The 22250-nt window shown below is 76.4% G+C and carries 16 protein-coding genes; 6 read left to right on the forward strand and 10 right to left on the reverse strand.

Translation table 11 applies throughout. From position 1 onward, the window contains the following. Positions 1–3: 3 nt before the first annotated feature. Positions 4–1227: an FAD-dependent monooxygenase gene (locus tag ACYX4T_RS23375; RefSeq protein ID WP_476011610.1), complete on the forward strand. Its 1224-nt coding sequence runs from the start codon at positions 4–6 to the stop codon at positions 1225–1227. Between the two features lie 178 nt (positions 1228–1405). On the opposite strand, the gene ACYX4T_RS23380 is transcribed toward ACYX4T_RS23375, so the two are convergent. Next, the gene (locus tag ACYX4T_RS23380) at positions 1406–2137 is read right to left on the reverse strand and encodes an IclR family transcriptional regulator (protein ID WP_476011611.1); all 732 of its coding nucleotides are present in this window, start codon (positions 2135–2137) and stop codon (positions 1406–1408) included. Between the two features lie 5 nt (positions 2138–2142). After that, complete coding sequence (locus ACYX4T_RS23385) at positions 2143–3579, reverse strand: APC family permease (RefSeq protein WP_476011612.1); 1437 nt, start codon at positions 3577–3579, stop codon at positions 2143–2145. A gap of 279 nt (positions 3580–3858) precedes the next feature. Here ACYX4T_RS23385 and ACYX4T_RS23390 point away from each other — a divergent pair, with 279 nt between their 5' ends. After that, on the forward strand, positions 3859–5334 hold the full coding sequence (locus ACYX4T_RS23390; RefSeq protein WP_476011613.1) for an APC family permease: 1476 nt from the start codon (positions 3859–3861) through the stop codon (positions 5332–5334). A gap of 102 nt (positions 5335–5436) precedes the next feature. After that, complete coding sequence (locus tag ACYX4T_RS23395) at positions 5437–7311, forward strand: primary-amine oxidase (RefSeq protein WP_476015357.1); 1875 nt, start codon at positions 5437–5439, stop codon at positions 7309–7311. A 61-nt stretch (positions 7312–7372) separates the two neighbouring features. Here the strand turns inward: ACYX4T_RS23395 and ACYX4T_RS23400 are convergent, their stop codons facing one another. Next, positions 7373–7663 (reverse strand): hypothetical protein, encoded by a 291-nt coding sequence (locus tag ACYX4T_RS23400; RefSeq protein WP_476011614.1) that lies wholly within the window; start codon positions 7661–7663, stop codon positions 7373–7375. Continuing rightward, complete coding sequence (locus tag ACYX4T_RS23405; RefSeq protein ID WP_476011615.1) at positions 7656–8876, reverse strand: PspC domain-containing protein; 1221 nt, start codon at positions 8874–8876, stop codon at positions 7656–7658. Before ACYX4T_RS23405 ends, ACYX4T_RS23400 begins: the two co-directional genes overlap by 8 nt. A gap of 213 nt (positions 8877–9089) precedes the next feature. Here ACYX4T_RS23405 and ACYX4T_RS23410 point away from each other — a divergent pair, with 213 nt between their 5' ends. Together ACYX4T_RS23410 and ACYX4T_RS23415 are read left to right on the forward strand one after the other, a co-directional pair. Further along, positions 9090–10607, forward strand: a complete 1518-nt coding sequence (locus tag ACYX4T_RS23410; protein ID WP_476011616.1) for a PspC domain-containing protein — start codon at positions 9090–9092, stop codon at positions 10605–10607. Further along, the gene (locus ACYX4T_RS23415) at positions 10604–11299 is read left to right on the forward strand and encodes a response regulator (RefSeq protein WP_476011617.1); all 696 of its coding nucleotides are present in this window, start codon (positions 10604–10606) and stop codon (positions 11297–11299) included. Before ACYX4T_RS23410 ends, ACYX4T_RS23415 begins: the two co-directional genes overlap by 4 nt. Before the next feature lie 11 nt (positions 11300–11310). Here the strand turns inward: ACYX4T_RS23415 and ACYX4T_RS23420 are convergent, their stop codons facing one another. From ACYX4T_RS23420 to ACYX4T_RS23435, 4 genes are all read right to left on the reverse strand, one after another. After that, on the reverse strand, positions 11311–13011 hold the full coding sequence (locus ACYX4T_RS23420; protein ID WP_476011618.1) for a serine/threonine-protein kinase: 1701 nt from the start codon (positions 13009–13011) through the stop codon (positions 11311–11313). 99 nt (positions 13012–13110) lie between these two features. Beyond that, a complete protein-coding gene (locus ACYX4T_RS23425; protein ID WP_476011619.1) occupies positions 13111–15426 on the reverse strand; it encodes a hypothetical protein in 2316 nt (771 codons plus the stop codon). 213 nt (positions 15427–15639) lie between these two features. Further along, entirely contained in the window at positions 15640–15957 is a 318-nt protein-coding gene (locus ACYX4T_RS23430) for a hypothetical protein (RefSeq protein WP_274201177.1), read from the reverse strand. A gap of 114 nt (positions 15958–16071) precedes the next feature. Then, entirely contained in the window at positions 16072–16461 is a 390-nt protein-coding gene (locus ACYX4T_RS23435) for a chorismate mutase (protein ID WP_476011620.1), read from the reverse strand. A gap of 497 nt (positions 16462–16958) precedes the next feature. Between ACYX4T_RS23435 and ACYX4T_RS23440 the strand changes: the two genes are divergently transcribed. Next, positions 16959–19310 (forward strand): UvrD-helicase domain-containing protein, encoded by a 2352-nt coding sequence (locus ACYX4T_RS23440; RefSeq protein WP_476015358.1) that lies wholly within the window; start codon positions 16959–16961, stop codon positions 19308–19310. A 356-nt stretch (positions 19311–19666) separates the two neighbouring features. On the opposite strand, the gene ACYX4T_RS23445 is transcribed toward ACYX4T_RS23440, so the two are convergent. Next, positions 19667–20887: a M23 family metallopeptidase gene (locus ACYX4T_RS23445; protein ID WP_476011621.1), complete on the reverse strand. Its 1221-nt coding sequence runs from the start codon at positions 20885–20887 to the stop codon at positions 19667–19669. A 376-nt stretch (positions 20888–21263) separates the two neighbouring features. Beyond that, on the reverse strand, positions 21264–22235 hold the full coding sequence (locus ACYX4T_RS23450) for an esterase/lipase family protein (protein WP_476011622.1): 972 nt from the start codon (positions 22233–22235) through the stop codon (positions 21264–21266). Positions 22236–22250 lie beyond the last annotated feature (15 nt).

Genomic DNA, 22250 nt, shown 5'->3' on the forward strand with positions numbered 1-22250 from the left:
GGAGTGACGGACATCGTGGTCGTCGGTGGCGGGCCCGGCGGCGTCCTGCTGACCTACCTGCTCGCCCGCGGCGGGACGTCGGTCACCCTGCTGGAGTCGCGGCACGACTTCGCCCGGCGCTTCCGCGGCGACACGCTCGCGCCGGGCGTGCTCGAGTACCTCGACACGCTCGGGCTGGCGCGGCCGCTGCTCGACGAGGTCCCGCACACGCGCTCGGACGCCTTCCGCTGGCACACCGCCGAGCGCACCTGGACCCTCGTCGACTACCGCGGCGCCAGCCGGCGCTTCCCCTTCTACGCGCTGATCCCGCAGGCGTCCTTCCTGCCGTGGCTCGCGGAGCGGGCGCGGGCCCACGGCGCGCGGATCCACATGGGCGCGCGGTTCTCCGCGCTGCGGCACGACGACTCGGGCCGCGTCTGCGGGGTCGAGTACACCGTCGACGCCGTCAAGCACGAGCTGGGAGCGGCGCTCGTCGTCGGCGCCGACGGGCGGAACTCCAAGGTCCGCGCCGCGTCCGGGCTCGCCGCGACCGAGCTGGGCGCGAGCCTCGACATCCTCTGGCACGCCTTCCCGCGCCGCGCCGACGACCCGTCGTACTCGGGGCTCGACCTCTTCGGCACGCCCACCGGCAGCGTCGCACTGCTCGACCAGGGGCGGGACTGGCAGCTCGGGTGGACGATCCGCGCCGGCTCGCTGGCGGAGGTCCGCGCGCGGGGGGTCGGCGCGCTGCGCGACGCCGCGGTCGGGGCGCTGCCGTGGCTCGCGGGCCGACTCGACGACCTCGACGACGTCGCCGACCTGACCCTCCTGCCCGTGCGCATCACGACCGTCGAGCGCTGGACGCGGCCGGGGCTCGTGCTGCTCGGGGACGCGGCGCACGTCGTGTCGCCGGTCGGCGGCAACGGGATCAACCTCGCGCTCGCCGACGCCGCGGACCTCGCCAACCGGCTGATCGGCCCCCTGCGCCGCACCCCGCCCGACCCGGCGCAGCTCGACGACGCGGCGGCGGGGCTCGAGGTGGCGCGCCGGCCGGCGGTGGAGCGCGAGCAGCGGGGGCAGGTGCGCACGGAGCGCCTGGCGGTGCAGAGGATCGCGCAGGGGCACGCCGGGCCGCCGGAGGCGCTGCGCGCGCTGGCCCGCGTGCCGGGGTTCCCGCGCCTGGCGGGGCGGCGCTCGCGGGTCGAGGTGCCGGCGCCGGTGCCGGTGATCGCCGCCGGCGCGCCGTGATCGTGGGGCCTTCCTGACGTCGAGTGTCAGCTGGACGCCGGGCTGAGACACCCGTGCCTCCGCGACGGCGCGGACGTCGCGGGGCGGGGCGCGGCGTGTCGTGCGGGCGAGGATGTGGCGATCCTGGCGATGAGTGCCAGCGATGCCGCATCGCTCGGAATCGCTCGGACCGGGAGTCTCACGCCAGGAGCGGGGCAAGGTCGCCGGCGTGGGTGTGGAGGAGGTCGACGAGCTCGGTGTTCGGGGCCGCGACGCGCTCGGCGGGGCCCGTGAGGGCGAGGCCGGCGACGAGGCGCCCGTCGTCGGGACCCCGGACGGGGACGGCGAGGCAGCCGAGCGTCGCGTGGAACTCCCCGCACTGGCGCGCCAGCCCCGTCGCGCGGACCTCGTCGAGGCGCCGGGCGAGCTCGTCGCGGTCGACGACGGTGTGCGGGGTGAGGCGCGTCAGCGGGCCGTCGGGCAGGCCGTGCTCGGCGAGCAGCAGGCGTCCGAGGCCGGTGGCGTGGGGGTGGCGGGAGAGCTCGTCGGCGTCGGTGGGCGGGTGGTCGGGGTCCGGGTCGAGGAACGTCAGCCGGTGCCGGTCGAACGCGACGAGGTGCGCGCCCCACCGGACGCGGTCGCGCAGGCGGCGCATGACCCGGCGAGCGGCGGTCGGCGCCGCCACCGGCGACGGGGCGAGGTTCGCGCTGCGCCGACCGAGGGCGAAGCCGCCGAGGTCGGGCAGGCGCACGAGGTACTCCTCGGCGACGAGCAGGTTGAGCAGCCGGTAGGTCGTCGCCGGCGGGATGCGCAGCGCCGTCGAGATCTCCTTCGCCGTGATCCCGACCCCCGCCGCGGCCACCTCCTCGAGGATCGCCAGCGCGCTGCGGACGGCCTGTGGCTGCCGGCCGCTGATCGAGCCCGAGGTCACCGGCGTCACCGCGCCCGCACGGCCAGGACGTCGGCGGTCGTCGTCTCGTCGTAGACGCCCATCGCGCGCAGCGCCGGCCCCCGCAGCCGCCGCAACAGCAGCCACCCGCCCGCGCCGGCGACGACGAGCGCGGCGAGGGTCACCACCAGCCCGGTGCCCGCGTGCAGCACGACGACGACCGCGGTGGCGGCGAGCGCGACGGAGGCGAGCCCCGCGGTGACGACCACCCCGCGGGTCAGCTCCCCGATCCGCGCGAGGAACCGGGGCGCGGCCACGCAGACCAGCAGGTAGGCGGCGAGGAAGGCCAGCGTGCCGACCGAGAGGAGCCCGCCGAACACCGCGCCCGGCGCGATCCCGGCGAGGGTGCCGACGACCACGACCGCCGCGAGCACCGGCACCGTGACCCCGACGGCCACCGCCGGGGTGAGGTGCCGGCGGTGCGTGCGCCCCAGGGCCGCCGGCGCGAGCCCCTCGCGGGCCAGCGAGAACAGCACCCGGACCAGCGTGTTCAGGGCGGCCAGGGCGCACGCGCCGAACGAGGCGACGATGCCGGCGTCCATGAGCACCGAGGCCCAGCTGAGGTCCCCGGACGGCGGGCTCGTCACCCCGGACGACGCCGCCCCGGGCGCGCCGAGCAGCACCAGCGTGGCGACGAGGTAGAGCACCGCGGTGACCGCCGCGGTCGCCCCGATCGCCCGCGGCACCGACGCGTACGGGCGCCGCGCCTCGACGCCGAGCGTCGCCGCGCTGTCGAAGCCGATGAACGCGGCCAGCGCCGGCAGCACACCCACGGCGATGCCGCCGACCCCGCCGGCCGCGCCGACCCCGCCCGTCGCGCCGACCCCGGCGCCGGCGAGCACCCCCGCCGGCGCCGTCGTCACCGCGAGCGCCACGAGCACGACGAGGATCAGCCCGATCGACGCCGCCTCGATCACCAGCATCACCCGGCCCGCGAGCCGCACGCCGCGGACCGCGCACACGGCCACCGTCACCGCCAGCACCACGACGAGCGCGACGCCCGACCCCACGGCCGGCACGCCCGGGAGCAGGCGCGCCACCAGCGCGCCGCCGTACCAGGACACCCCGGAGAACGCGGCCGCGACGAGCAGGCCGTAGCCCACGACCATCGCCACCGCGCACGCGTAGGCGCCGCCCGCGCCGAGGCCCTTGGCCGTGAAGCTGTACAGCCCGCCGGCCGCCGCCATCCGGCGCGCGAACACCGCGATGCAGGCGGCGACGAGTCCGACGAGCACGGCGGCCACGGCGAACGACCACGGCGCGCCCCGCCCGGCGACGGCGATGACGAGCAGCGGCGTCGAGGCCATCGCGCCCGCCGGCGCCGTCGTGGCCACGGACTGCGCGAACACCCCGAGCGGGCGCAGCGTGCGCCGGTGCAGGCCGGCCACGGGCGACCGCGCACGCAAGCCGGGGATCCGTGTCACGCCGTCACCGTAGAGCCCGCATCGCCCGGAGCGAAGGGTCCGCGGCCCGAACGAGAAAGCACGCCGCACCATTTCTCGTTCGGGCCCGACAACGGTGCCTCGATTCTCCGTTCGGAGAACGCCACGATTCCTTCCGGCGGGGAACGAGAGAGCGGGTCGCACCGATGACCGCGCAGCTCAACGAGGGGTTGACCCCGCGGGAACGCCTCCGCAAACGTGACGCGCGACATTCTCCCTGTTCCCGCACAGCCCCTGCTCACCATTCTCCCGGGAGTCGCCATGGCCGCACCCGTCGAATCCCCCGCACCGCCCACCCGCCTCTCGGGGGCGCTCGGTGTGGGGTCGATCGTCTTCATGGTCATCGCCGCCGCGGCGCCGCTGACCGTCATCGCGGGCACGATCCCGCTGGGGGTCGGCGCCGGGAACGGCGCGGCCTTCCCGATGACCTTCGTGCTGTGCGCGGTCGTCCTGCTGCTCTTCGCCGTCGGCTTCTGCGCGATGAGCCCGCACGTCCCCGACGCCGGCGCCTTCTTCACCTATATCCGCCACGGGCTCGGCCGGCCCCTCGGGCTCGGCGCCGCGTTCCTCGCCCTCGCCACGTACACCGCCGTGCAGGCCGCGGTCTACGGCTACATCGGCGCGGCGCTCGACGAGCTCGTCACCAGCTTCGGTGGCCCGAGCGTGCCGTGGTGGGCCTGGACGCTGCTCGTCGTCGCGATCGTCGGCGTGCTCGGCTACCGCCACATCGAGCTCTCGAGCCGCGTGCTCGGGGTGCTGCTCATCGCCGAGATCGCCATCGTGCTCGTGCTCGACGCCGTCGTCATCGCCCGCGGCGGCGGGGCCGAGGGCTTCTCGACCGCCCTGCTCGACCCCGCGCAGGTCACCTCCGGCGAGGTCGGCATCGCCATCATGTTCGCCATCGCGAGCTTCATCGGCTTCGAGGCCACCGCGGTGTTCCGCGACGAGGCCCGCGACCCGCAGCGCACCATCCCGCGCGCCACCTACCTCGCCCTCGTCGTCGTCGGCGTCTTCTACGCCCTGTCGACCTGGGCGATCGTGTCCGCGTGGGGCGACGAGGCGGCGGTCGCCGAGGCCGGCGCGAACCCGGCGACGTTCCTGCTCACGACGTTCGAGAACTGGCTGGGTCCGGTCGGCCTGCACCTCGTGACGGTCCTGCTGGTCACCAGCCTGTTCGCGGCGATCCTGTCGTTCCACAACGTCGCCGCGCGCTACTGGTTCGCGCTCGGCGTGCACGGCGCCTTCCCCGGCGCGTGCGCCCGCACCCACTCCCGCCACGGCTCGCCGCACGTGGCCTCGCTCGCCCAGACCGTGCTCGCGGCCCTGCTCGTCGTGGTCTTCGCGGTCGCGGGCCTCGACCCCGTCGCCCAGGTCTTCGCGTGGATGGCGGGCACCGCGACGCTCGGCGTGCTCGTGCTCATGGTCCTGACCTGCGTCGCCGTGCTCGCCTTCTTCGCCCGCAGCCGCGTCGACCGGCGGCTCTGGCACACGCGCGTGGCGCCCGCGCTCGGCCTCGTCGGGCTGCTGGTCTGCCTCGCGCTGACGATCAACAACTTCGCGACGCTCATCGGCGGCTCGACCGCCCTGGCCGTCGGCATCGCCGCGGTGCTCGTCGCCGTGTTCCTCGCGGGCGTCGTCGTCGCCCTGGTGCGGCGCCCGACGACGGCCGAGACTGGCGGAGCCGATCCGGACATCTCGGACGGCGTCGCGCGCCGCGCCCCGCACGAGAACGTCTGACGCCCGACCCGACCCCACCCACGACCAGGAGGAGTGCCCGTGACCGCCACCGCCCCCACGTCCACCGGCGTCGCCCCCGGCGCCGCCACGCACCCGTTGGACATGGCCACCTCGGAGGAGTTCCGCACGGTCCGCGAGGTGCTGGCCGACGCCGGGCTGCTCGGCGAGGCCGTGCGGTTCTGCTTCGCCGGGCTCGAGGAGCCCGACAAGGCCGCCGTGCTCGCCCACGCCGACGGCGACCCGGTCGACCGGCGCTTCCGCGCGCTGCTGCTCGACATGAGCGGCGCGCCGTCGCGCGACGTCGTCGTCTCCGCCACCCGCCGCGAGGTCGACTCGACCGTCGAGCTGGACCCCGCCACGAGCGGCCAGCTCCCGATCATCGACGCCGAGTTCGAGATCATCGAGGGGATCGTCAACACCTCTGCCGAGTGGCGCGACGCCCTGAGCCGTCGCGGCATCGACCCGGACACGGTGCGCGCCGTGCCGCTCTCGGCCGGCGCCTACTACCCCGAGGAGGTCGGGCACCGCATGGCGCGCGTGCTCGGCTTCCGCCAGGACCATGAGAAGGACTCGCCCTGGGCGCACCCCGTGGACGGCCTGGTCGCCTACATCGACCTGACCCGCCGCGAGGTCACCCGGGTCATCGACCACGCCGAGATCCCCGTCCCCGACGAGCCCGGCAACTTCGACGACCCCGAGCAGGTCGGCCCGCAGCGCACGACCCTCAAGCCGATCGAGATCACCCAGCCCGAGGGCGTCAGCTTCACCCTCGAGGGCAACCGCCTGCGGTGGGAGGGCTGGGACCTGCGCATCGGGTTCAACGAGCGCGAGGGCCTGACCCTGCACCAGATCGGCATCCACGGCCGCCCGGTGGTCTACCGGGCGTCGATCGCCGAGATGGTCGTGCCCTACGGCGACCCGTCGCCCGTGCGCTTCTGGCAGAACTACTTCGACGCCGGCGAGTACATGTTCGCCCGCTACGCGAACTCCCTCGAGCTCGGCTGCGACTGCCTCGGCGAGATCCGGTACATGGACGTCGTGGTGGCCGACGACCTCGGGGAGCCGCGCACCATCACCAACGCGATCTGCCTGCACGAGGAGGACCACGGGGTGCTCTGGAAGCACACCGACCTCTTCACCGAGGCGCAGGAGACCCGCCGCCAGCGCCGCATGGTGGTCTCGTTCTTCACCACCATCGGCAACTACGACTACGGCTTCTACTGGTACCTCTACCTCGACGGCACCATCGAGTGCGAGGCCAAGCTGACCGGCATCCCGTTCACCTCGGGGATGCCGTCGGGCGAGCACCGGTTCGCCACCGAGGCCGCGCCCGGTCTCGGGCTGCCGTTCCACCAGCACCTGTTCTCGGCCCGCCTCGACATGACCGTCGACGGCACCGCGAACGCGGTGGAGGAGGTCGAGGCGGTCGCGCTGCCGGTCGGCGAGGACAACCCCTGGGGCAACGCGTTCGTCGAGTCGCGCACGCGCCTGACCCGCGAGTCGCAGGCCGCACGCCTGGCGAACCCGGCGAGCAACCGGAGCTGGCAGGTGGTCAACCCGGGCTCGACCAACCGGTTCGGCCGCCCCGTGGCGTACGCGCTGCACGCGGAGGGGACCCCGACGCTGCTGTCGGACCCCACCTCCGTGGTCGCGGGCCGGGCGGCCTTCGCGACGCGGCACCTGTGGGTCACGGCCTACGACGCCGACGAGCGCTACCCCGCCGGTGACCACGTGAACCAGCACCCGGGCGGGGCCGGCCTCCCGGCCTGGACCGCGGCCGACCGGAGCCTCGACGAGGACGGCCGCGGCGCCGACGTCGTCGTCTGGCACACCTTCGGCCTGACGCACGTGCCGCGGCCCGAGGACTGGCCGATCATGCCCGTCGACCACGCCCGGTTCCGGCTGATGCCCGTCGGGTTCTTCGACCGCAACCCCACGCTGGACGTGCCGCCGTCGTCGAACGGGCACTGCCACTAGGGCACAGACGACACCGGCCGGTACCGCGACGTGCGGAACCGGCCGGTGGCGTGTCCGGGGGTCAGGAGCGGCGGCGCACCGTCACCCAGAGAACGGAGACCCCGACGCCGACGGCGGCGAGGACGAGGACCCAGCGCGGGTCGACGCTGACCAGCGTGCCGGTGACGGCGAGGAGCGCGACGACGATCGCGGTCAGCCCCGCCACCAGGGCCAGGGGGTCCGGGCCGGGACGCCGGGCCGGGGCCGTGCCGGCGTCCTCCTCGCGGACCCCGGTCTGCGCGCCGGTGGTCGTCTCGATCGCGTCCACGTCCTCGTGGATGGTGTACGGGTCGCGGGGCGAGTGCTCAGCCACGGCGCACCTCCACGTCCCCGCCGCCACTGACGGCCTGCAGGTCGATGACCGGTCCGCCCGGTCCGTCGGGTCCGAGGTCACGCAGAGGTCCGGCACCCAGGCACCGCGCGTCGCCGCCGCCGGACTCGCAGGTCGCGGCCACGTCGGCGTTCGCCGGCACGATGACGGTGACGTCGCCGGCGCCGCTCTGCGCCTGGGTGCGCACCGGCGGGGAGCCGGGCGGGACCGCGGCGAGCGCACGCAGGTCGAGGGTGATGTCGCCGTACGCCGTCTCGTAGGCCGGCGCCACGGCGCCCGGGGCGGGTGCCCAGGTCGCGTCGCCGAGGGCCTGGACCGCACCGGTGCGGTCGTCGGTCCACGGCGCGACCCCGTCGTCCCACGGCCCGCCGCGGCCGGGCCCGCCGTTGGCGGCGGCCACCAGGATCAGCGCGAGCGGCACGGCGGCCACGACCAGGCCGCGGCCGCGGTGGAGGAACGCCCCGACGACGAGGCCGGCGCCGACGACGCCGAGCGCGGCGGCGACCACCGCGGTCACCCCGAGCGGCAGGAGGCCGAGCAGGCCCAGCCCGGCGACCACCGCGGCGGCGAGCAGGGCCGCGGCGAGCGTCACGGGGACCAGCCGCGAGCGCGGCGGCTTCGGTGCGGGCGGCTCGGCGGGCTCGGGCAGGTCCCACGCGAACGGCGCGGCACCCAGCGGGTCCCACGACGGCGGGCGCGGGGTGTCCGCGGTGTCGCCCGCCGTCGCGGCTCCCTCCGTGGTGGTGGCGCTGTCGGCCGGCGCGATCGGGCGCTGCGGGTCGCGCAGGTGACCGCGGGTGCGGTGCAGCGCGTAGAACAGGCCGACCACGGTGACGACGCCGATGACGGTGCCGAGGTCGCCGGAGAACGCCCCGGTGACGGCGACGACGCCGAGGATGCTCCCGAGGACGATCGCCCACATCGGGGTCTCGCGGCGTCCGCGCTCGTCGACGCGCGGCAGCACGAGGATGCCCGCGAGGTAGACCAGCAGGCCGATGCCGTAGAACGCCGCCACGACGAAGGCGACCCGCACGATCGTCGGGTCGATCGCGTAGCGGCGCGCGATGGCGGCCGCGACGCCCGCGACCTTGCGGTCCTCCTTGAGGCGGGCGGGGCGCGTGGCCCACATCTCGCGCAGGGTCGTGCCGACGTCGGCGCCGGCCGGCGCCCGCGACCCCTGCCCCGGACTGCTCATCGTCCTCATCCTCCCTCGTCGACCGCCGGAGCCGGACTCCGCGGCGCGTGTCCCGCCGGCCACGTCCCGGGCCGGCTCGCCCCACCGAGACTGGGTGAGCGGGGGCCCCGCGGAATCCGGGAGCGACCCCGGTCCCCACCCCGAGGCGACCCCGAGGACCCCGGGGGTCGCACCGGAACCACCCCGGGCCGGTGACGTGTGACGATGGGTGACGTGGAGGACGTGGCACCCCGGACCGACCGGGTCGGCCCTGCCGTCGGCCCCGCCGTCGACCCTGCCGTCGACCGTGCCGCCGACCCTGCCGCCGACCCTGCCGTCGCCCCCGCTGCCGACGAGGCCGTCGACGGCCCGGGCGGCGGCACGGTTGCCGCTGCGTCCGACCCGGCTGCGGCGCCCGCATCCCCGCCCGCATCCCCGCCCGCGGCGACCGTTCCCGGGACCCGCCGCGTCCGGCGCCGGCGGGAGGGCGCGGTCATCGCCGGCGTCACCGGCGGCGTCGCCGATCACCTCGGTGTCGACGTGCTGCGCGTCCGGCTCGTGTTCGTGCTGCTCGTCGCGGCCGCCGGCGCCGGGTTCGCCGCGTACGCGCTCCTCTGGCTGTTCTGCCCCATCGAGCCGCGCGGGGTGCGCCGCGCCGTGCCGCCCCGCGAGCGCCGGCAGGGATTCGGGCTCGCGACCCTCGGCGTGCTCCTCGCGCTCGTGCTCTCCGGGATCGGCGGCCAGCTCTCCGGCTGGGTCGTCGGGCCGCTGGCCGTGGTGCTCACCGGCGTCGCGCTGGTGTGGCGCGAGGCCGACACCCCGGACGCGGAGACGGGCCTCGCGCAGCGCTCGCGCCGGCTGGTCGGGGGCCGGCTGGGCCTCCTGCGGCTGCTCGCGGGCGCGGTGCTGGTGACGGCCGGGATCGCGGCGTTCCTGCTGGGCAACGTCGACCTCTCGCAGGTGCAGTTCGGCCTGCTCGCGGCGTTCGCGACGCTGGCCGGGGTCGTGGTGCTCACCGTGCCGTGGTGGATGCGGCTGGTGCGCGAGCTCGGCGCCGAGCGCCGCGAGCGCATCCGCGGCCAGGAGCGCGCCGACATCGCCGCGCACCTGCACGACTCGGTGCTCCAGACCCTGGCGCTGATCCAGAAGCAGGCCGGCGACGACGCCGCCGGCCGCGAGGTGCGCCGCCTGGCCCGCGGCCAGGAGCGCGAGCTGCGCGCCTGGCTCTACGGCCCGCCCGGCGGCGACGCGGGACGCCGCGCGGGCGCCGGGGACGCGACCTTCGCCGCGGCGCTGGCGTCGACGGCCGGCGAGGTCGAGGACGACTACGGGCTGCGGGTGGCGCCGGTCGTCGTCGGCGACGCCCCGCTCGATCCCGACACCACCGCGCTCGTCGCCGCCGCCCGTGAGGCCATGGTCAACGCGGCCAAGCACGCGGGCGTCGACGAGGTCGACGTCTACGCCGAGGTGGAGCCCGAGACCGTCGAGGTGTTCGTCCGCGACCGCGGCTGCGGCTTCGACCCCGACGCCGTCGGTGAGGACCGCCGCGGCCTCGCCGGCTCGGTCCGCGACCGCATGACCCGCCACGGCGGGCGCGTGCGGCTGCGCACCGCCCCCGGCGAGGGCACCGAGGTCGGCCTGGTGCTGCCCCGGGCCCGGCGCGGCGCGAACGGCACGGGTACCGGTACGAACGGCGCCACCGGCAACGGCACCACCGCCGCCGAGACGCCCCTCGAGGAGGAGGTTCCATGACCGAGCCGTCCGGCACAGCGACGTCCGCGACTCCCGACGAGCCGGTCACCGTCGTGGTCGTCGACGACCACGCCCTCTTCCGCCGCGGGGTGCGCGCCGAGCTCGAGTCGCTGGCGCGGCGCACCGTCAGCGTCGTCGGCGAGGCCGGGTCGGTCGACGAGGCCGTCGCGGTCATCGGCCACCGCAAGCCCGACGTCGTGCTGCTCGACGTCCACATGCCCGACGGCGGCGGGGCCGCGGTGCTCTCCCGCACGCGCCCCGAGCACCCCGACGTCGTGTTCCTCGCGCTGTCGGTGTCCGACGCCGCCGAGGACGTCATCTCCGTCATCCGCGCCGGCGCCCGCGGCTACGTCACCAAGACGATCTCGGGCCGTGAGCTCGCCGACGCCGTCGTGCGCGTCCGCGCCGGGGACGCCGTGTTCTCCCCGCGGCTGGCGGGCTTCGTGCTCGACGCGTTCGCCGACCGCCCGGGCGCCACCGGCGTCGTCGACCCCGAGCTCGACCAGCTCACCCGCCGCGAGCGCGACGTGCTGCGGCTGCTCGCGCGCGGCTGGTCGTACAAGGAGATCGCCGCCGAGCTCGTCATCTCGGTGAAGACCGTCGAGACCCACGTGTCGAGCGTGCTGCGCAAGACGCAGTCGTCGAACCGCCACGAGCTCTCGCGCTGGGCGAGCGACCGCCGGCTCGTCTGAGCCGGGCGGGCTCAGCCGTCGTGCCCGCCGTCGTCGGAGCGGTCGTCGGAGTCGTGGTCGGAGCCGTGGTCGGAGCCGTGGCCCGCGTCGTCGTCGCCGTGCTCGTCGTCGTCCCCGTGGTCACCGTCGTCCCCGCCCGACTCGGCGGCGCGGGACGGTGACGCCGAGGTGGTCGGGCCCTCCGCGAGCGGCGGGTCGAGGCGCAGGCCCGTCGCGGCGGCGCGCGGGCTCGCCCCGTCGACGCTCTCGTCGGTGTCGATGAGCCACCGGCCGTCGGGGCCGCGGACCATCCCGAGCTCGTGGACCTCGCGGATGGGGTCGCGACCCTGGGGCACGAAGTCGAGCGTGGCGCGCACGGTGTCGCCGTCGACCGCGGTCGCGTCGACGACCTGCACCGACGCGATCGTCGACCAGAACGCCTGGTACCGGGCGAACCCGCCGGTCTGGCCCTGCAGACCCGGGCCGAGGCGGGCCCAGCCCGCGGCCTCGTCGGCGGTGACGACGGTGTAGTAGTCGCGGACGGCGGCGACCATGGCGGCCGCCGGGTCGGTGCTCGCGGGGTCGGGTGACGCGACGGTGGCCCCGGTCGAGTCGGACCCGTTGCCCGACAGCAGGGCGACGCCGACGATCCCGCCCGCCGCGAGGGCGACGAGCAGGACGAGGACGACGATCGCCGCGGTCGGGCGGCGCGGCGTGCGGCGGCGGGCGGGGGCGTCGGGCGCGGGCAGCCCCTGGCGGGTCGGCGGGCCGACCGGACGGGGATCGCTGCCGGGGCCGGTGGCGCGCGCGGCCGGGCTCGCCGGCCACGGGTCCGAGGAGTGCCGGGCCTCGGGGACCGACGGGGCGGGCGGGCCCGGGGCGACGAGGTCGGCCAGCGGCTCCTCGGTGCGTCCGCCCGCGTGCGCGATGCGGCCCAGCTCCTGGCGCGCCTGCGCGGCGCTGGGGCGCTCGGCGGGGTCGTCGCGCAGCAGACGCATGAGCAGCGCGGTCAGGGGCCCGGCCTGCGCGGGCGGCACGACCTTGCCGGCGGCGACGTTGTGCAGCAGCGCGAGGGCGTTGTCGTCGGCACCGAACGGCGGCATGCCCTCGACCGCGGCGTAGAGGGTCGCGCCGAGGGAGAAGACGTCGGACGCCGAGGTGGAGTCCTCGCCGCGGGCCACCTCGGGGGCGAGGTAGGCGGGGGTGCCGGCGAGCATCCCGGTCCGCGTGAGCGTGAGGTCGCCCGTGGCGCGGGAGATGCCGAAGTCGGTGATCTTGACGGTGCCGTCCGCGCCGAGCAGGACGTTCCCGGGCTTGACGTCGCGGTGGACGATGCCGGCCTGGTGGGCGGCGTCGAGGGCGTCGGCGACCTGCCGCCCGATGCGCGCCACCGTCCGCGGCTCGAGGGTGCCCTGCTCGCCGAGCACGTTCGCGAGGCTGCGCGAGGGCAGGTACTCCATGACCAGCCACGGCTCGTCGCCCTCGATGGAGGCGTCGAACACCGAGATGGCGTGCGGGTGCTGCAGGCGCGCCGCGATACGACCCTCGCGCAGCGTGCGCTGGCGGACCTCCTCGGCCTCGCGGTCGTCCAGCCCCGCGTGCAGGAACACCTGCTTGACGGCGACGACCCGGCCCAGGCGCTCGTCGGTCCCGCGCCAGACCACGCCCATCGCCCCGGACCCGATGCGCTCCTCGAGGCGGTACCGCCCGGCGACCACGCGGGGAGAGCTCACCGGCTGCTCCGGGTCCGCGGGTCCACGGGGGTCACAGTAGAGGTCCCGACCGGGTGACGACCACGCGCCCGGCGGCGGACCAGATCACCGCCGGCCCGCTCAGTCGTCGCCGCCGGAGCTGCTGCCGTCGGCGCTGTCGTCGGCGCTGCCGTCGTCGCTGCCGGCGCTGCTGCTGCCGTCCGAGGCGTCGTCGCTGCCGCTGTCGGCACTGCCACCGCTGTCGGCACTGCCACCGCTGTCGGCACTGCTGCCATCGCTGCCGCTGTCGTCGCTGCTGGCGCTGGTGGCCCCGTCGTCGCTGCTGTCGTCGCTGCTGTCGTCGCCGCTGTCGTCGCCGCTGTCGTCGTCCCCACCGAGCCCGAGCAGCCCGCCGACGGTGTCGCCGACCGCGTCGGTGGTGTCCTCGACGGTGTCGCCGGTCGTGTCGACGACCGACCCGACGGTGTCCGCGGTGTCCTCGACGGTCTCCTCGACCGCGTCCGTGGTGTCCTCCACCGCGTCGCCGGTCTGCTCGACGCTCGAGGAGGCGGTGTCGACGGTGTCCTCGACCAGCCGCGAGGTCGACCCGCCGGCCGCGCCCCCGACCGCGTCGAGGGTGTCGGTGACGGTCTCACCGGCGGGCTCGACGACGCCGGTCGCGGTGGCGCGCAGGGTGGTGCCGGCGGTCGTGCCGGTGTCGCCCACGGCGCCGGAGACGGTGCCGGCCAGGGGGCCCACGACGTCGTGGTTCGCCGAGCGCACCGTGCTGCCCACGGTGCCGCCGGTGTCGCGGACGGCGCCGGTGACCGTGCCGACCGCCGGGTCCACGACCTGCGACTCGAGCGAGCGCAGCGTGCTGTTCACCGTGCCGCCCAGGCCGGTGACCGTGCCGCCGACGGGGCCGGGCAGGGTCCCGCCGAGCGTGCCGGTGGTGTCGCCGACGACGGTGCCGACGGAGCCGACGAGGCCCGGGTCGCGCGTGGGAGCCGGCGTCTCGCCGCCGAGCAGGCCGTCGAGCACCCCGCCGACCCCGCCCACGGTGGTGCCGAGGCCGTCGGTGACGCCGGTGACGGTCGTGTCGAGCCCGTCGGTCAGCGTCTCGACGGTGCGACCGGCGCCGGAGACGGTGGAGCCGAGGCCGTCGGTCGCGTTGCCGACCGTGTCGCCGACGCCGCCCACGGCACCGCCGACCACGTCGCCGGTCCCGCCGATGACCCCGCCGACCCCGCCGGTCACCGGACCGATGACGCCGCCACCCCCGCCGCCACCCCCGTCGCCGGGGGCGCCCGGGGCGCCGGGGCCGCCGGGGGAACCCGGGATGCCGGGGACCCCGGGGAGGGCGCTGCCTCCGCCGCCGGGCGGGACCACGCCGCTGGCACCGCCCGGCGCCCCGGTGAGGGGGCCGTCGGCGCCGGCGAGCCCGCCGCCCGCGAGGGCCGGGCCCCCGGGCGCGCCGGGCGCGCCGAGCCCACCGACCCCGTCGAGCCCGAGGCCCAGGTCGGAGACGGCGGCGCTCAGGGCGATCCCGGTGCCGAGGGGCAGGCCGTCGGGACCCAGGGCACCGGGAACCGTGCCGGGCGCGCCCGGGAGGCCCGGGACGCTGCTCGCGCCGGGCGGGAGCGCGACCGGGCCGCCGGGCGACGGTGCCTCCTCGACCGGCAGGCCCGGCAGGGGCAGCCCGGCGACGCTCGCGACCGTGCCGGCCACGAGCAGCGCGCCCGTGGTGGCGCCGAACGCCCGGGTGTCGGGGCGGCGGAACGGGTTGGTGCGCCGCCGCGCCGAACGCCCGGGGGTGGGCAGCGGGCGCACGAGGGCCGGCCCTGTGTCGCCCCGGCGGACGAACGCGCGCAGGTCGGCGGCCGCCGCGGCCCGCGCCGCGCCGCGGTCCGGGACAGGGCCGTCGGGCCGGGGGTCGGCGGGACCCGCCGTGGTGGCGCCGGCCGCCTCGGCGGCCTCGGCCGCCTCGAGCGCCGCGGCGAAGGCCAGCGCCGCGTCGAGCTCGGTGGAGCCGGTGGCGGTCGCGTCGGCCCGGCCCGGGGTCGCGACCGGGGCCACGGTGGGACGCGGGGCGTCGCGCATCGCGGCGGCGGTTGAGGCGGCGGACCGCGGCTCCGGCACGGCCTCGCCGCGCTCGGCCTCGCGGACGCGGCGGGCGGAGGCGGTGAGGCGCGCGAGGAGCTCGGTCACCGGGACGCCGTCGGTGTGACGGGCTTCGTCCTGGTGCGGCACGGGCGGCAGGTCGTCGACCGGACGTCGGGGCACGGGAACGAGATCGATCGGGACCTCGCCCGGCGTTACGCCCTCGGCGACACGGTCGTCGGCGTCCGGAACGTCCCCGGGCAGGGCGGGCGGAGGGACCGTCGGCGGGGCGACCAGGCCGCCCGTGACCTCGGCGGGCTCGTCGAACCAGGCGTGCCGGCCACCACGCTCGTCCATGTCCCTCTGCTCCTCGTCCCGTGTCCACTCCCCGTAGGGGAATAGCTACTCGGGGCATCACCCGGACGGGGAGAGCCGTCCAGGGGACGAGGTGCCACCGTTCGTGTCCGGGCGCCCAGCGGGCGTGTCAGCAGGTTGGGCCGATCACGGACGGTCGCAGTCCGGACAGCTCAGAACCATGCACCGCCGGGCGCCGGAACGTGACCGCTCGGCTCAGCGCGGCGGGGCGGCGAGCCGCTTGCGGGCGCCCTGGAGCTGGTTCGTCGCGACGAGGCCCACGCCACCGCCGACGAGCAGCCCGATGACGTCGAGCGGGATGCCGCCACCCGTGAGGAGCAGCGCGACGAGCGCGCCCAGGGCGAGGCCGCCCGCGGCGGGCAGCCGCTTGCGCGCGTCGGTCGCCAGGTGCGCGGCCCCGGGGCGTTTGGAGGCCACCGACGAGATCATGAGCAGGTAGCCGCCGTAGCCGACCGCGGCGAGCAGGCTCAGCACGGTGACGATCGTGGCGATCAGGTCGATGACCGTTCCCATGCCACCAGCGTGCCACCACCGGCGTGTGGTCGGCGCTGGTCGGACCCCGGAACACCTCAGGGTGTCGGCTCGGGGTCCGGTCCCGCGCGGGGTGCTAGCGCCGTCCCGGGGGCGTCAGGCCCGCCCGCCGAGCCGCCCGCGCCCCAGGCGCAGCAGCAACATGGCGAGCTCGCGGCCCTCGGCGCCGAGGTCGCGGAACCGGGCGAGGACCTGCATCTCGCGGTTGTAGACGATCCGGGGCCCGCCGGCGGCCATCCGCGCCAGCCCGATCCGCTGGGAGATCTCCGAGCGGCGCTGCACGAGCCGCAGCAGCTCGGCGTCGATCGCGTCGATCTCCTCGCGCAGGGAGGGGATCTCGTCGGCGGTGGCCGGGGCGAGCGGCGCCCGCGCGTCGGTGGAGGCGGGGGACGGGGTGGACGCGTCCCCGGCGTCGGACCCGGCGTCGGAGCCGGCGTCGGGTCCGGCGCCGGCGGGGCTGTCAGTGGAGCTGGTCGCGGCACTCACGGGGATCGGCCTCCAGGGTGTGTCCGGGTGGTTCCCGGGTCGGTGGGCCCTCGCGACCCCGGACACGAGAACGCCCCGGGGTCCGTGGACTCCGGGGCGGCGTGGCAGCGCGGCGGGCGCGTCAGGTGACCACGGGCACCGGGGTCCGGTACCCGTAGAAAAATCGCCGGGACTGCGCGCGCACGGCGGTCATCATGCCATCGGCGCGCCGCGCGGCCAAACGGCCACCCGGCGGGCGCCCCGGGCGCCACGGCACCACCGCTGTCGGAGGGCCCCGGTAGCGTGGACCGACGATGAGCACCGGTCCCGCCACCCGCCGCGCCGCGTCCGACACCACGTCAGACGTCGGGTCGGGCCCGCCCGCGCGCTCGGCGGCCTCCGCCCTCTCGCGCCGGCTGGCCGCCGCGGCCGCGGGCGGCGACGACGCGGGGGCCGGCGCCGCCCTGCGTCGCGGCACCGACCGTCCCGATCCGGCGGACGACCCGCTGCTCGAGGGCATGAACCCCCCGCAGCGGGAGGCGGTGGTGCACACGGGGTCGCCGCTGCTCATCGTCGCCGGCGCCGGGTCGGGCAAGACGCGGGTGCTCACCCACCGGATCGCCTGGCAGATGCGCCACCAGGGCGTCGGGCCGGGCCAGGTCATGGCCATCACGTTCACCAACAAGGCCGCCGCGGAGATGCGCGAGCGCGTGGCCGCGCTGGTGGGTCGGCGGGCGAACGCGATGTGGGTGTCGACGTTCCACTCGATGTGCGTGCGCATCCTGCGCCGGGAGTACCGCCACCTCGAGCTGAGCTCCACGTTCTCCATCTACGACGCCGACGACTCGCGGCGGCTCGTCGCGTCGGTGGCCCGCGGGCTGGACCTCGACGCGAAGAAGTACTCGCCGCGCGGGCTGCTCGCGCGGATCTCGGCGTTGAAGAACGAGCTCGTCCCGCCGGTCGAGGCCGCCGACGCCGCGGCGACCGAGGCGGAGAAGCGCACGGCCGAGGTCTACGCCGTCTACCAGCAGCGGCTGCAGCAGTCGAACTCGCTCGACTTCGACGACCTCATCGGCCGCACCGTCGACCTGCTGACCCGGTTCCCCGACGTCGCCGAGTACTACCGGCGCCGGTTCCGGCACATCCTGGTCGACGAGTACCAGGACACCAACCACGCGCAGTACATGCTGGTCCGGGCCCTGGCGGCGGGCAGCGAGGACGGCTCGGTGCCCCCGGCCGAGCTGTGCGTGGTGGGCGACGCCGACCAGTCGATCTACGCCTTCCGCGGCGCGACCATCCGCAACATCGTGGAGTTCGAGCGCGACTACCCCGAGGCGCGCACCATCCTGCTCGAGCAGAACTACCGCTCCACCCAGCGCATCCTCACCGCGGCCAACGCCGTCATCAGCCGCAACCCGGACCGTCGCGACAAGCGGCTGTGGACCGACGCCGGCGACGGCGAGCTGGTGGTCGGCTACGTCGCCGACAACGAGCACGACGAGGCCGCGTTCGTCGCCGCCGAGATCGACCGGCTGGTCGACGCGGGGGAGGCCCGCTTCGGCGAGGTCGCGGTGTTCTACCGGACCAACGGACAGTCGCGGGTGTTCGAGGACGTGTTCATCCGCCTGGGGCTGCCGTACCGGATCGTCGGCGGGGTGCGCTTCTACGAGCGCCGCGAGGTCCGCGACGCCATGGCCTACCTCAAGGTGCTCTCGAACCCCGAGGACACCGTCTCGCTGCGGCGCATCCTCAACGTGCCCAAGCGCGGCATCGGTGACCGCGCGGAGTCCGTGGTCGCCGACGCCGCCGACCGCGAGCGCATCACCTTCGCGGCCGCCCTGCGCCGGGCCGCGGCGGGCGAGGTCCACGGGCTGGCGACGCGCTCGCAGCGCAGCATCGCCGACTTCGTCGAGATGCTCGACGGGCTCGCCGGACTGGTGGCCGAGGGCACGTCGGTCGACGAGGTGCTCGAGGCGATCCTCGACCGCTCCGGCTACCGGGCGGAGCTCGAGGGCTCGGAGGACCCGCAGGAGCAGTCGCGGCTGGAGAACCTGCAGGAGCTCGTCAGCGTCGCGCGCGAGTTCGTGCAGGACGCGCTCAACGCGGAGGGACTGGACGAGTCGGTCGAGGTCGCCGCGGAGCAGACGGCCGAGCAGGCGGAGGGCACCGCGCAGGACACCGGGCAGGACACCGACGGCCAGGCCGTCCCGGGCTCGCTCGAGGCGTTCCTCGAGCGGGTGTCGCTCGTGGCCGACGCCGACTCGATCCCCGACGGCGGCGACGGCGTGGTCACGCTGATGACGCTGCACACCGCGAAGGGCCTCGAGTTCCCGGTCGTGTTCACCACCGGCTGGGAGGACGGCGTGTTCCCGCACTCGCGGGCGCTCGCCGACCCCGCCGAGCTCTCCGAGGAGCGCCGGCTCGCCTACGTCGGCATCACGCGCGCCCAGCAGCGGCTCTACCTCTCGCGCGCGGTGATGCGCTCGGCGTACGGCCAGCCGCAGGCCAACCCGCCGTCGCGGTTCCTCGACGAGGTCCCCGCCGACGTGTGGGAGTGGCGCCGCGTCGAACCCAGCTCCGAGCGCTCCTCGCCGGTGGGGCGCACCCGCTTCGGCTCCGGACGCTGGGCGAGCCCCGGCACCGACCTGTCCGGCCGGGCCTCGCGGCCCTCGCCGATGCGCCCGGACTGGAAGGAGGCGCCGACGGTTTCGCTCGACGTCGGCGACCGGGTGAGCCACGACAAGTACGGCCTCGGCACGGTGGTCACCGTCGACGGCGTCGGCTCGCGGGCCACGGCCACCATCGACTTCGGCTCCTCGGGCACGGTGCGGCTGATGCTCATCGGCGGCGTGCCGCTCACGAAGCTGTAGCCCCGCCGGCCCGGGCCGCGCCGACTCGGGCTGTGCGCGCCGGTAGGTACTGAGCGAAGGGCACCTTCGTTCGGATAGACGGGCGAAGGGCGTCCTTCGCCCGGACGCGAGGCCCGGGAGCGCGCCGATCGGTACCGAGCGAAGGGCACCGTCGCTGGCGACGTGGAGCGAGCGGCACGGCCGCACGCTCGCGAGCTTGTCGATCATGCGCCAGGTGCCGGTCGCCCGGCCCCGGTGATCGACGTACCGATACGGACACTCAACGTCCGCAACGGCACTTCGCTGACACACCCCCGAGAACGACGAGGGCCCCGGAGCGCGTGCTCCGGGGCCCTGGCCGTCCTGCGGGGAGCGGACTAGTCCTGGGGGGAACCCAACGAGATGCCGCGGTCGGCGAGCCACGGCAGCGGGTTGATCTTGCGGGAGCCGTCCTCCCACACCTCGAAATGCAGGTGGGGGCCGGTGGAGCGGCCGCGGTTGCCGATCTCGGCGATCTCCTCGCCGGCCCGGACCCGCTGGCCCTCCTCGACGTAGGAGCGGTTGACGTGGCCGTAGACGTTGATCGTGCCGTCGTCCAGCTCGACCTTGACCCACATGCCGAAGCCGCTGGCCGGCCCGGACTCGACGACCGTGCCGTCCGCGACGGAGACGATCGGGGTGCCGATCGGGCCCGCGATGTCGATGCCGCGGTGCGACGAGCCCCAGCGGGCGCCGAAGCCCGAGGTGAAGCGGCCCTCGGCCGGCTTGACGTAGTCGGGGCGCGCGGCCTCGGCGGCGGCGCGGGCGGCGGCGGCCGCGCGGTCGGCGGCCTTGCTCAGCGAGCCGACCTGGTGCCCCTCGTCGGCGGTCGCGGTGTCCGCGGACCCGGTCGACGCGGTGGCGGCCGGTGAGGTCACCGGCAGGACGCCCGAGGTGGCCGCGTCGAGGCCGGTGGCGCGGGACGAGGTCGCGTCGCTCGTCGTCGTCGCGCGGTCGGAGGCCAGGGCCAGCTCGGCGGTCGTCGGCGCGTCGGACAGCGCGTCGAGGCCGGCGAGGCTGTGCCCCGCGGTCGCGAGCGCGCCGGCGGCCACGGCGGCGACGGCGAGGCGCCCGCGCAGCGGCGAGGGTCCGCGGCCGGCGGGCGGCGCGGAACGCGGCGGGGGGCCGGGGTCGAGGTCGCGGCGCCGGGGAGCGCCCTGCGGCGGGCGGGGCGCGCGGTGGTCCCGGGGGCCCCGGTGCTCGCGCGGCAGCTCGCGCAGCGTCTCCTCGCGGGGGACGTCGCGGTGCACGGGCCGCCGGTGGCCCCCGGTGGTCGGGCCCGCGGGCCGCGCCGGCGCCGGGGGCACGGGGCCGGGGCGCAGCCCGACGGGACGGGCGGGCGCCTCCGGTGCGCGGCCGGTGCCGCTGACGAACCCGGCGGCGTCACCGCCGCGGCGCCCGCCCCGGGCGCCGAGACCGGGCAGTCCGGCACCGAGGCCGGACAGGTCGGGGAAGCGCGGTCCCGCGGGGCCGCCACCGAAGCCGCCGGCGAGGGCGGGGGTGAGGCCGAGGGAACCGAAGAGGGGCGCGGACGGCGGGCGTGGGGAGCTGTTCGCCAAGACCATCCTTCCCGCGGATCGGGGTCGGTCCCGGCGACATCCAGGGCGGGAATTTCGGGGAGTGCCCTGACGGAACGTTCGGGGTCGTTCCGTATGTCGTTCGTGACCTGACCGTGATGAGGACGGCGAGAACGTAGCGACGCGGTCACGCGCTGGGCAAACGACAGGAGTGCCCCGAGCCGGTCGCTACGCCGTGCGTGCGGGCGTGCGCGCCGAGCGGTCGTCACCGTGTCGGGTGACCCCTCGTCGCTCGGTCGGACGCGTCCTCCCCGTTCGGCGCGCGCCCGCGGCGGGCCGTCACGCGCGGTCGACCACTCACCCGGCGGCGCCGACCCCGCCGGTGTCCCGATCGCCCGGGATGCCCGAAAAGGCCGGGTCAGCCCGCCACGGCGCGCGCCGGGCCCGCCCGCTCCCGGCCGCGCACCGGCCGGCGGGCCAGCAGGCGGGTCACGACGTGCACGACCTCCGGGTCGATCGTCATCGACAGGTGCCCGACGTGCTCGAGCTCGACCTCGGTGACCGCGAGGTCGGGGTGGGTCAGCCGCGCCGCCGACTGCGGAACGATCAACTGGTCCTGGCGGCTCCACACCGCGAGGAACCGCGTGCGGCACTCCGGGGCCGGCTCCTCGAGCTCGCGCAGGAGGTCCGAGCCGGGCTGCAGCTGCTGGGGCACCCGCGTCGGCGGCAGGAAGTGGGCGATGAGGCTGCCGCGGTGCGGGGTCCCGAGCGTCACGAGGGTGTCGACGCGCGCGTCGCCCCCGAGCCGCTGCACGTAGTAGCGCGCCATCAGCCCGCCCAGCGAGTGCCCGACGATGTGCACCCGGTCGGCGCCCGTGCTGGCGCAGAGCCGCTCCACGTGGTGGCCGAGCTCGCGGGCGGCGGCCCGGATGTCGCCGGTGAACGCGGTGAGGACGCTGAAGTTCACCGCGTGCACCACGCCGAAGCCGCGGCGGCGCAGCGCGCGGGAGAGCAGCGCGAAGATCGAACGGTTGTCGACGATCCCGTGCACGAGCAGCACCGGCGTCGTCGAGGACTCCATGTCCGAGACGACCAGGCTGCGCTGCGCGGGGGAGAGCGACGCGGTGCGGTGGTGGACGAAGGTGCCCGCGGGGCGCAGCACCTCGTCGACGAGCCCCCAGGGATAGAGGGAGACGTGGACCGCGGTCCACGCGATCTCGACGGCCAGCCCGCGCACGCCCGCCGGCACCCCGACGGTGCGCGCCGCGTACCCCAGCCCCCGCCAGACCGCGCCCGCGACGGTCGCCAGCGGCCGCTCGACGGGCGCGGCGAGGCCCGCCGGCTCGGTCCCCGGCTCCCCGGCCGGGGACATGACGCCCGTCACGTCCATGAGGTGGACGTTAAG

Source organism: Actinomycetospora sp. ABD4_176, from assembly GCF_056311855.1.

Excerpts from the sequence above, each read along its gene's own strand:
- ACYX4T_RS23390 (WP_476011613.1), top strand. The coding sequence starts at position 3,859 with ATGGCCGCACCCGTCGAATCCCCCGCACCGCCCACCCGCCTCTCGGGG.
- ACYX4T_RS23395 (WP_476015357.1), top strand. The coding sequence starts at position 5,437 with ATGGCCACCTCGGAGGAGTTCCGCACGGTCCGCGAGGTGCTGGCCGAC.
- ACYX4T_RS23405 (WP_476011615.1), bottom strand. The coding sequence starts at position 8,876 with ATGAGCAGTCCGGGGCAGGGGTCGCGGGCGCCGGCCGGCGCCGACGTC.
- ACYX4T_RS23415 (WP_476011617.1), top strand. The coding sequence starts at position 10,604 with ATGACCGAGCCGTCCGGCACAGCGACGTCCGCGACTCCCGACGAGCCG.
- ACYX4T_RS23425 (WP_476011619.1), bottom strand. The coding sequence starts at position 15,426 with ATGGACGAGCGTGGTGGCCGGCACGCCTGGTTCGACGAGCCCGCCGAG.
- ACYX4T_RS23430 (WP_274201177.1), bottom strand. The coding sequence starts at position 15,957 with ATGGGAACGGTCATCGACCTGATCGCCACGATCGTCACCGTGCTGAGC.
- ACYX4T_RS23440 (WP_476015358.1), top strand. The coding sequence starts at position 16,959 with ATGAACCCCCCGCAGCGGGAGGCGGTGGTGCACACGGGGTCGCCGCTG.
- ACYX4T_RS23450 (WP_476011622.1), bottom strand. The coding sequence starts at position 22,235 with ATGGACGTGACGGGCGTCATGTCCCCGGCCGGGGAGCCGGGGACCGAG.